8 protein-coding genes are annotated in these 8,243 nt (G+C 59.3%); 2 read left to right on the top strand and 6 right to left on the bottom strand.

The genetic code is table 11. The features are described 5' to 3' along the window. Positions 1-49: 49 nt before the first annotated feature. From ACH2EH_RS23120 to ACH2EH_RS23130, 3 genes are all read right to left on the bottom strand, one after another. Positions 50-1,489, bottom strand: coding sequence for a DUF4153 domain-containing protein (locus tag ACH2EH_RS23120; protein WP_395145480.1), 1,440 nt, complete (start codon positions 1,487-1,489; stop codon positions 50-52). Positions 1,490-1,573: 84 nt separating this feature from the next. Beyond that, entirely contained in the window at positions 1,574-2,254 is a 681-nt protein-coding gene (locus ACH2EH_RS23125) for a Crp/Fnr family transcriptional regulator (protein WP_395145482.1), read from the bottom strand. A 6-nt stretch (positions 2,255-2,260) separates the two neighbouring features. After that, positions 2,261-3,550 (bottom strand): PASTA domain-containing protein, encoded by a 1,290-nt coding sequence (locus ACH2EH_RS23130; RefSeq protein ID WP_395145484.1) that lies wholly within the window; start codon positions 3,548-3,550, stop codon positions 2,261-2,263. Between the two features lie 162 nt (positions 3,551-3,712). On the opposite strand from ACH2EH_RS23130, the gene nrdR reads away from it, so the two are divergent. Both nrdR and ACH2EH_RS23140 read left to right on the top strand, forming a co-directional pair. Further along, complete coding sequence (gene nrdR, locus ACH2EH_RS23135; RefSeq protein ID WP_395145486.1) at positions 3,713-4,165, top strand: transcriptional regulator NrdR; 453 nt, start codon at positions 3,713-3,715, stop codon at positions 4,163-4,165. A 24-nt stretch (positions 4,166-4,189) separates the two neighbouring features. Beyond that, positions 4,190-5,959: a polysaccharide deacetylase family protein gene (locus tag ACH2EH_RS23140; RefSeq protein WP_395145488.1), complete on the top strand. Its 1,770-nt coding sequence runs from the start codon at positions 4,190-4,192 to the stop codon at positions 5,957-5,959. A gap of 157 nt (positions 5,960-6,116) precedes the next feature. Here the strand turns inward: ACH2EH_RS23140 and ACH2EH_RS23145 are convergent, their stop codons facing one another. The 3 genes from ACH2EH_RS23145 to ACH2EH_RS23155 all read right to left on the bottom strand — a co-directional run. Continuing rightward, a complete protein-coding gene (locus ACH2EH_RS23145) occupies positions 6,117-6,836 on the bottom strand; it encodes a DUF1080 domain-containing protein (RefSeq protein ID WP_395145490.1) in 720 nt (239 codons plus the stop codon). Positions 6,837-6,848: 12 nt separating this feature from the next. Beyond that, a complete protein-coding gene (locus tag ACH2EH_RS23150; protein WP_395145492.1) occupies positions 6,849-8,012 on the bottom strand; it encodes a ferrochelatase in 1,164 nt (387 codons plus the stop codon). 10 nt (positions 8,013-8,022) lie between these two features. After that, positions 8,023-8,243 (bottom strand): Rieske (2Fe-2S) protein (locus tag ACH2EH_RS23155; RefSeq protein WP_395145494.1); only part of this gene is annotated, 221 nt, incomplete at its 5' end.

Below are 8,243 nucleotides of genomic sequence, written 5' to 3' on the forward strand. Positions count from 1 at the left end.
AGCCCGGCACGGGCTTTGCGGCACGCAGTGCCATTGCAGACGCCCAATTTCATTGGGCGGATCGAGCGGCGTGCCAGCTCTGCCAGGTGCCAAGAGGGCGCTGGTGCGGTCCAATCCAGCCTTGTAGTTTTCGGCGTTGCTCGCCTTCGGGGAGCTTCTGGCAAAGTCGGCGCAGCTCGGCATTGGCATCTTCTGAGAGATCGTAGAGCGCGTCGGTGTCTAGCTTGCCGGTTTTCTCCCAACGCTGGGCGTTGCGCCGCACCACATAGGCATCGGGGTTGAGCAGGTTCAGGCTCGCCGCGAAGCCTAGGGCGCAGACAAGAGCCCCGATGGCGAACCGGGGCGACCACGGGCGTGACCAGAGCGTGACGATCAGCCAGAGCAGCGCCACGCCCAGCCAGAGAATAAACACGTCCACGTGCAGCCTAGTCTGAGTGGCACCGTAGGCAGATTCATAGGCCGCCATCCGGTTCCAGGCGGAGCTGAGTAAAACCAGCGTTTCTAGCACGATCACGGTGGAAAGTCCCGAGAAGCCCGAGGCTTGCTTTCCGGTGCGCCGTGTGAGTGCCTGCAGGCCAAGGATCAGTGCCAGAGTGAGCACGGCCACCGTCACCAGCTCCGCGAACCCGCGCCGGGCGTACTCTGCGTAGGTCAGCCCCGGCACGGAGAGAACCCGCGCCGCGCCGCCAAACAGATAGGTCAACTGGATAGAGAGAAACGCCCCAAAGACCAGCGCCACGCTGGAGAGTACCGTCATTGCCTCGACAAAGCCCAGAGGCAGCTCCTCAGGAGCCTTGGGAGAAGCGCTCAGCCGCCGAGACGTGAGCGCCATTGTCAGGCCCCCAACGGTGAGCCATGTGATCAGTAACACATAAAATACGCGGCCCGCTTGTTCCTCCCAGCGCTCCGGTCGTAGCCAGTGCGTGATCTCTGTCACGTAGCTTGCGAAGATGGCATCGGCGGAGGCGAGGAGGGGAACCAAGACGATCAAGACGGGGAGCGAGAGCAGTAATCCTCGCACCAACGGCCCCGCACTGCGGCGTTTCTCCGCACTCTGGAGTGTTTTGGCTACCTCGGCGACGCTCGGCGCGGCACGGTGCAGAGTCGCTCCCAACAACGAAAAGGGGACTCCCAATAGCTCCCCTAGCCGGAGCTCGCGAAGCTGGCCGGGGAGTGCAAAGCGGGCCAGCAGCGCGAGCAAAAACACACAGGCAGTCGCATTCAGAGCGGTGACAAACTCGCTGCTGCGCACGCTGAGCATCACTGCGAAGAAAGCATACCCTCCCAGAAGCGGCCCGAGACTCGCCCAGGCGGGGCGGATGCCGTTGTGCCGCAGGAGAATAAGAAGCGCTAGCGGGAGCGCCCCTAAAAACAGTGTCCAGCCCAGCCCTAGCTGCTGTCCGTAGAGAAGCCAGTCCGCTAGGGCGCCCAGCCCTAACCCCACCACCAGAAGCGAGCCTGCACGCGGCAGGTTTTTCTCATTATTCATTTTTTGTATCCTTGATAAAGAACTTTGTTTTGCAAAGTAGATACGGAAAGAAACTGCCTGGTGTTCCCCGAAATGGAAAAATGGTTAACAGAGCGTGCGCAGGCGCTCGGTGTTCTGGACGATCAGCGTCGTGCCATCGCGGCGGAGGACCCCCATCTGCTTGAGGCGGGAGAGCCGTCGGTTGACAGTTTCCCGTGTGGCACCAATGCGCTGGGCAAGGCGACCATCAGAGAGGCCATCGAGGCGAATATGTCCCCTTGTGTCGGGAGTCCCTGCTTCGGCACTCTCTAGGAGGCAGGCCGCCAGACGCGCCAGGACATCACGTGTCTCGCTGGAGACCATGCGGTCTGAGGCTTCTCGCAGACGTGACGAGAGGGTGCGGATGATTGCCCAGGAGACTTGCGGGTGGGTTTCTAAAAAGAAGAGTAGCTCACGACGGTCCAGCATCAAGAGATCGCACGCCGTGTCCGTGAGGGCGTCTGCGGAGCGGGGCAAGTCATCAAAAAGCGAAAGCTCGCCAAAGTGGTCGCCGGGGCCACGGCGTGCGACATGGACGATGCTCCCGTCGGGTGTCTCACGCTGGATATTGACGTGGCCCGAGAGAATTAAGTAGAGCGTCTGTCCCGCGTCTCCTTCGTGGAAGAGCGCTTCCCGTGGCGGAAAGAGCCGCCGTCGGCAGCGTAGGGCTAGGGGGGCGAGCTCGGTATCCGCTAGACCAGAGAAGAGAGGGATGCGCCGCAGCATCCCCTCGATCACACCAGACATCCGGAGCTACTCTTCGCCACCGTCGCCGCTCGACGAGGCACCGCCCTCTTTTTCTCCCCCGGTATCCGGCTTGGTTTCCTCTCCCCCTGAGTCGCCCGTGGAGGCACCCGGCTCTGTGGTTTCTTCCGACCCCGCCCCCTTGGAGAACCAGATCTTCACGGTAGATCCAGGAAGAAGCTTACTGCCTGAACTTGGAGACTGTTTGACCACCTGATCTGCCGGAGCTTTGCTCGAAATCTCGCTCTTGACGACATGAAAGCCGACATCAATGAGGGCCTGTTCCGCAGAGGAGACATCATCACCAACCACCCTGGGAATTGGGATTTTACTGCTGATACCGCCCCCACTGGAGGTATTTTTTGTCCCACCGCCGGAGGATGTCCCATTGTTGGATTTACCGGAGCCCGACTTGCCACTGGGCTTACCGTTTTTCTTTTGATCCGTGCTCGACTTGGAAGCAAGAGCCACTTTGGCGGACTCAAACAGCTCGGTTAGTTTATTGGTGCTCTTATTGTAGGCGTAGCCACCGTAGCCCAGGCTTCCCAGCACTAATACCGTCGTAATGGGTTTCTTATAAGGCAGGAGCATGTCCGAGAGGCTGGGGCGCTGGGCACGCGCTTCTTTGGCGCGATTGCGTGAGTCCTCAGAGATACTGCGAGGGCGAGAGGGGTTTCCACAGAACGGCCCATCAAGCCGACCGTAGAGATTATAGACGTGCACGACCACTTTGTGCTTGACTCGCACCTCTCCGAAATCCGTGAGGTAGTTGGCCCACGGTTCGATTCCCTTGAGCACCTTGGCAACTTCGGAGGAAAGCAGAATATGGTCTTCATCGCCCAGGTCCATCACCCGCTGCGCCATGATGATGCCTTCACCTGCGGCATCGGCGTTGTGGTTCATGTCCTCAACCAGGGTCACTTCCCCGGCATGGACACCCATACGCATTTTTATATCCGTCCCGATAGTCTGCTTCATCTCCGCAGCGTTGTATTTAAGATGCTGATGGATCTGCAGAGCGCAGCGCAGCGGTGAGAGTAGGTCTTTGAAGAAGAGCAGAGCCATCCCATCACCGGTTGGCCGCGCAATAAAGCTGTCTGTATCGGCGCGTGCCGCGATGACTTCAGGCATCTCTTGCACCATACGAGAGAGCTCCTTCTGAGCGGCGACTTGCTGCGCCGTCTTGAAACGGCTGAAGCCAACGATGTCCATAAATAAGACATAGGCTCGTCGGAGCGACGGTGTCCGCTCGACGACATCAGTCAGCGGGGCATCTTGTGGTGCATTTTCCAGACTCATAATTGCGTTGATCCCTCAGAGTTACCCTGGTAAGGATAATGGGTTATACCATAAATTAATTACCTGACTCACAGGTTCTCTCTGTTATCGGTAGTTACTGCTTGTCAATATACCTGCTAGACGTACCAGTGCACGGAGAGTTCAGGTAGAATAGGGGGGGTTATGCGATGTCCTTACTGTGCTGCACTCGATAAAGATCATGTTCTCGACTCCCGCCCGATACGGGAGGGGGCCGCTATTCGGCGACGGCGTGAGTGTGAGTCCTGCCTAGGGCGCTTCACTACTTTTGAGGAAGTCGAGGAGCTACGTCTGACGGTGCTGAAGAGCAACGGGACACGGGAGCCCTTTGAGCGCAGTAAGCTCCGACGGGCCATTGAGCTGGCTTGCAAGAAACGTCCTGTTTCGGATGATGCCCTCTCCCAACTGGTTGAGGAACTGGAGCGCCTGCTCTACACCCGCGCCGAGCGGGAAGTGCCCTCCCAGGTAATCGGTGAGCTCTTAATGGAAAAACTCCGCGCTCTGGATACCGTCGCCTACGTCCGCTTCGCCTCCGTCTACCGCCAGTTCGAAGATGTCCGCGAGTTCCGCGAGCTCGTCGAGCGCTTGCCCAAATAAGTTACACGGTATACTGAAAGACGCATGAAGAAGTCTCTGTGTCTTTTGACCGTGGCGGCGTTCGCGCTCAGCGGTGCTTCCTGTCCCTTCAAGAAGAACACCCCGCCTCCCTCCCCTGAGTTGCCCGCCGCCTCTCCACGCCCCGCTACTCCCGCGCCGTTTGATACCGCACTCTTTGCGCCGCTCTCACCGCGTGCTCAGAACCGCCGTATCCCGGTGATCATGTACCACGATATCGTGGCCACCAAGAAGCAAAAGACGGTCTTCTTTGATTGCACGACCGATGAGTTCCAGGAGCAGATCGCCTATTTGGAGGCTCAGGGTGCGAACTTTATCAGTATGGAGCAGCTCCAGCGCCACTTAGTCCGTGGCGATGATGTGCCCGAAAAGTCCGTGCTCCTGACTTTTGATGACAACTATCAGGGCTTTTACGATCATGCCTATCCGCTCCTAAAAGAGAAAAAGATCCCCTCAGTGATGTTTGTGCACACGGCGTTTGTGGGCAAAAAGGACGGGCCGCATCCCAAGATGGACTGGGAGACACTGAGACTTCTGGATGCCGAAAAACTCGTGACGATCGGCTCGCATACCGTCAATCATCCGGCGGAGTTTGAGAAGCAGCCGCTCGATGTCCAGCAGACAGAGCTTTATGAGGCTAAAAAGACGCTAGAGGCGGAGCTGGGGCACCCTGTTACTTCTATCGCCTACCCGGAAGGGCGTGCGGATGGGGAGACATTCTCGCTAGCGCAGCAGATCGGCTATACCCTGGGCTTCACGGTAGAAAATGGCCCCGCTGAGCAGTCCCCGAACATATTAGCTATCAATCGCACCATCCACACGCGCCTGGAGAAAGTCTGGGAGGAGTGCCAGAAGGCTACTCTAGAGGCACCTGCTGCACTCTTTGAGCGGAATTTGATTGAGTCGCCGGTGACTCTGGAAACGGGGAAATTCGACGGCGTGGGGCTTGTCCTTGTCAAAGGGGGCAAGCCACTCACCGTGCGCGCCACCGACACGGGGCGTAAGTCCGTGGGGGAGTTTATCCGCGACACTCCCTCCACCGTGGCGGGGATGAACGGGACCTTTTTTGTGAATGCGGACCTGCGCTCCGTGGACAACGCTCTGATCGGACCCTGTCGCACTCAGATCGAGAGCCTGTTCTTTGCGGATGAGGATAAGCAGCGCCTGCCGCGTATATGGAACCGCCCGCTGGTGGTCTGGGGCCCTAAAAAGATCGCTATTGTCCCTTTCAATCCCTATGCCAACAACGATGAGATAAGCTTGCTCTCCCTGATGGGGGATGCGACCGACGTCTTTCTCGGGGGAGCGTGGATTGTTCACGAGGGGGTCGCGCGTACGAAAAAAGAGATTGTCTATGCCGCCCGCGACTTCAACGACCCCCGTAAGCGCGCCTTCTTTGGGGTGACGGACAAGGGCGAGCCGGTTCTGGGAGCGACTCTGGAGGTCGTGACCACGGAGATGATGGCACGTGGTGCCGCCGCCGCTGGGGTGCATGAGGCGGTCTTGATGGACTCGGGGTTCTCCACCAGCATTGTCTACGATGGCAAGATTATCGCCACGGGCCACACTGCCAAAAACCTGCCCTCACGTCCCGTGCCGCATGCAATTCTCGTGAGTGGCATACTCCAGGCACCCACGGATCCCGCGACTCTCAAGATACTCCAGAGTGCCGAAGCCGCCGTGGGCTTGATATCTGCCAATAAGGCGCAGGCTGATGCGCCTGTAGGAGCCCGGGCAGCGGGCGACAAACCCGAGCGAAAGAGACGGCGACGGTAACTGCCGCCCTCGCGAATCCCGCCCAATGGAATTGGGCGTCTTCAGTGGCTTCGTTCCTCAGCCGCAAAGCCCGTGCCGGGCTACCGAACCTATTTCCCCAGCCCGGAACGGGCTTCGCGGCGGAACGCCATTGCGGACGCCGATTTCCAATCGGCGCTTACTTCGGATCGTAGCTCTTGGAACCGTCGGTGGGAAGCGGTACGACCCATATCTGGCGGAACTCCGTGGGGTTGTGGTGGTCCTGCAGATAGATCGGGCCGGGCTTGTCAATGGGGCGGTCGCCACTAATTCCCGTGGGGCCTTGAATCTCCGTGTTGTTCTGCACCAGAATCCCGTTTTGGAGCACCGTGACCCGGGCTTTCTGCGTGAGCTTGCCGTCCACGAAGCGCGGGGCACGGAAGATAATGTCATACGTCTGCCAGGAGAGTGGGGGCTTGCAGGCATTGACCAGTGGGGCCGCCTGGTTGTAGACTGCGCCGCAGTCGCCGGTACCGGGAACCTTCAGCCCCGAGGAGTCCAGTACTTGAATTTCGTACCAGCTTTGTAAGCCCACGCCGGAGTTGCCCCGGCCCTGGCCCTTGCCTTCGGGGACATAGGGGACTTTGAACTCGACATGCAGCAGGAAGTCCGTGAACTCTTGCTTGCTGACGATATTGCCTTTCTGGGAGACCATCGCGCCCTTGACCACACCCCAATCCGCATTGCTGGTGGAGCCAAACTTGCGCCAGTTCGCTGCCATCTCCTCCGGCTTACCCGAGAAGAGCACGATGGCTCCTGGGGGCGGGGGAACGGGCTTGGGCTGCTTTGCCTTGTTATCGGGCATCAGATACGGCGACTGCGGAAGGGCCGCCAGTGCAAGGAGAGAGAGTACATTCATCGTGGAGTTATTTTACCTGGTATTTCCTGCCATCGCGGGGCGACCCTCGCCGCGCAGGCAGCAGTTTTGGAGGCAGACATCGGGGTTGGGGCCGCGTGTGCCGACGGTTAGGCGGGTGAGAGAGTTGGTGTTGCGCTCGGCAACTAAGTCGTGGATCATCTGAATGAGCTTGGGATGCGTTCCCGCCGTTCCTGCGCGAATAAACGCGATACCTAGCTCCTCAGCGAGGTGCTTGGCCTCGTAGTCTAAGTCGTAGAGCACTTCCATGTGATCCGAGACAAAGCCCAGCGGCACGACGGCGAGGCCAACCTCTCCCACCCCCAGCCCCTCCCCGGGTACCCTCTGGGTGCGGGCAGTCGTTCCCGGGTACCCTCTGGGTGGGGGAAGAGAGGGGAGCGAATCCCCTTCCTGTTCCCCTTTCCCAGTGAGGTACGAACGCCCGGGAGAGGGGCTTGGGGAGAGGTTACTTGGGGAGAGGTTCCGCAGATAGTCCAGAATATCCGGTTCCAGCCAGGGCACCTGCGGCGGGCCGCTACGGCTCTGGTAGGCAATATCGAACTGGGATTCCAGCAGGCCACACGCCTGTGCGATGAGCGTGGCGGCTTCTTTAAGCTGCGCTTCGTAGTCACAGCCACGGGCCATGCCGATTGGGATGCTGTGGGCGGTGAAGACCACGCGGGAGCCGTCGGGGAGCTGTGCGAGAGCGTCTTTGACGCGCTCGGCCATGGTCTCGATAAAGAGCGGGTGGTTGCAGAATACCCGGATCTTGCCAAACTTCGGCGCACCCTCACCGACGGCCTCGCGGGCCTTGGCGATGTCTTCGCGGTACTGGCGGCAGCCGGAGTAGGAGCTAAATGCCGATGTCACAAAGACCAGCGCGTTTTTGATGCCGTCGGCCTTCATCTGCGCCACGGTATCGGTGACAAACGGGTGCCAGTTGCGGTTTCCAAAATAGATGGGGAGCGGGAAATTGCTGGCTTTGAGTGCCTCGATCAGTGCCCGGTTTTGGGCGTTGATGGGGCTCACACCGCCAAAGTGCTGGTAGTGCTCCGCCACTTCCGCGAGGCGCTCTACGGGAATATTACGGCCCGCTGTCACATTTTGCAGAAACGGAATGACATCGTCTGGGCCTTCCGGGCCGCCAAAAGAAAGGACTAAGAGTGCGTCGTAGTTCATCACCAACCCCCTAACCCCCGCCCGGCGGGGGGAGCTTAGTCCCTACCCACACCATGCCGTTTTCAATCTTCGTCTGGAATGTCTCGACGGGTTTTTTCACGACGCCATCAATCGCCGCGCCGGTCTTGAGATCAAACTTGCCGTAGTGCAAGGGACACACCACAGAACACTCGTTGCTGTTGATAGTTCCCTCACAAAGTGGGCCGCGTGCGTGGCTGCACCGGTTGTTGA

The organism is Armatimonas sp. (genome assembly GCF_043760365.1).
Lineage (GTDB): Bacteria > Armatimonadota > Armatimonadia > Armatimonadales > Armatimonadaceae > Armatimonas.

What these genes read in the sequence shown, in the direction of transcription:
- ACH2EH_RS23120 (WP_395145480.1), bottom strand. Translation starts at nt 1,489, where the DNA reads ATGAATAATGAGAAAAACCTGCCGCGTGCAGGCTCGCTTCTGGTGGTG.
- ACH2EH_RS23130 (WP_395145484.1), bottom strand. Translation starts at nt 3,550, where the DNA reads ATGAGTCTGGAAAATGCACCACAAGATGCCCCGCTGACTGATGTCGTC.
- ACH2EH_RS23145 (WP_395145490.1), bottom strand. Translation starts at nt 6,836, where the DNA reads ATGAATGTACTCTCTCTCCTTGCACTGGCGGCCCTTCCGCAGTCGCCG.
- nrdR (WP_395145486.1), top strand. Translation starts at nt 3,713, where the DNA reads ATGCGATGTCCTTACTGTGCTGCACTCGATAAAGATCATGTTCTCGAC.
- ACH2EH_RS23140 (WP_395145488.1), top strand. Translation starts at nt 4,190, where the DNA reads ATGAAGAAGTCTCTGTGTCTTTTGACCGTGGCGGCGTTCGCGCTCAGC.
- ACH2EH_RS23150 (WP_395145492.1), bottom strand. Translation starts at nt 8,012, where the DNA reads ATGAACTACGACGCACTCTTAGTCCTTTCTTTTGGCGGCCCGGAAGGC.
- ACH2EH_RS23125 (WP_395145482.1), bottom strand. Translation starts at nt 2,254, where the DNA reads ATGTCTGGTGTGATCGAGGGGATGCTGCGGCGCATCCCTCTCTTCTCT.